Consider the following 1,123-nt stretch of genomic DNA (forward strand, 5'->3'; position numbering starts at 1 on the left):
TTTCGATTGAAAATGGCATCGCGACCATTTCACCAACAGCAGACTGGAACGGCTCAGAAACCCTAACGTTTACTGCTACTGATCCAAGCGGTGAAAGCATTAGCCAAACCGTAAACTTCACAGTTGCGCCTGTAGCGGACATTGTGGCAGACAAAGCGACGGTTTTTGAAGACACGCCAACCATCATCAAGGTCTTAGGTAACGATACGTTCGAAGACGACGGTAAAGTGGTGTCGCTAGATACCAATAACGGCCCAGCCAACGGCACGGTCTCGGTCAATCCTGACGGCAGCGTGACTTACACACCAAATGATAACTACGTCGGTAAAGATACTTTCACCTACATCGTCACCTCTGGCGGTGTGTCTGAATCCACTACCGTTGAAGTCAATGTGACACCGGTCAACGATGCGCCAGTGGCGAAAGATGACATCGCTACGACACAAGAAGACACCGCGGTTACTATTGATGTTCTGCCAAACGATACTGACATCGATGGTGATACGTTACGCATTGACTCGGCGTCTGTGCCGAGTGACCAAGGTACAGTTGAGATTGTTGATGGCAAGTTGGTGTTCACACCGGCCGAAAACTTCAATGGTGACGCTGAAATTACATATACCGTAACGGACGGTGAATTGACCGACGAAGCGAAAGTGAGCGTTACCGTTAACCCAGTGAACGATGCGCCAACCATCAAGGTTGATGCAGTAGAAAGTATCACTGAAGATGCAGTGAGCACTGATACGGTAGTCGCAACCTTAACGGTTCGCGATACTGACACGCCTAAAGACCGACTAACCGTTTCTTTAGAAAATAACTCAAACGGTTACTTCGTGTTGGTTGGCAATGAAGTCAAGTTGACTCAAGCGGGTGTTGACGCAGTTAACAACGATGAACTCAACCTTAAAGACCTAACTATCAGCGCGTCAGTGTCGGATGGTGTAAATCCAACAGCTAACGACAGTGACAGTTTGATTGTGAATCGTGTTAACGATGCACCGACTGTTGAAAATGCCATTGCAGATCAAGAGTTATCGGAAGACTTTGCGACCTACACGATTGATTTAAATGACGCATTTAAAGATAGCGACTCAGCGCTAAACTTCTCAGTGTCTGGCAA

1 protein-coding gene is annotated in these 1,123 nt (G+C 47.4%); it reads left to right on the forward strand.

The window, feature by feature from the left end:
* Positions 1–1,123: tandem-95 repeat protein (locus tag NL646_RS23325; RefSeq protein WP_253664760.1), on the forward strand; the 1,123-nt coding region annotated here is incomplete at both ends.

Source organism: Vibrio sp. Y20_XG_PY13 (assembly GCF_024181925.1).
GTDB lineage: Bacteria > Pseudomonadota > Gammaproteobacteria > Enterobacterales > Vibrionaceae > Vibrio > Vibrio parahaemolyticus.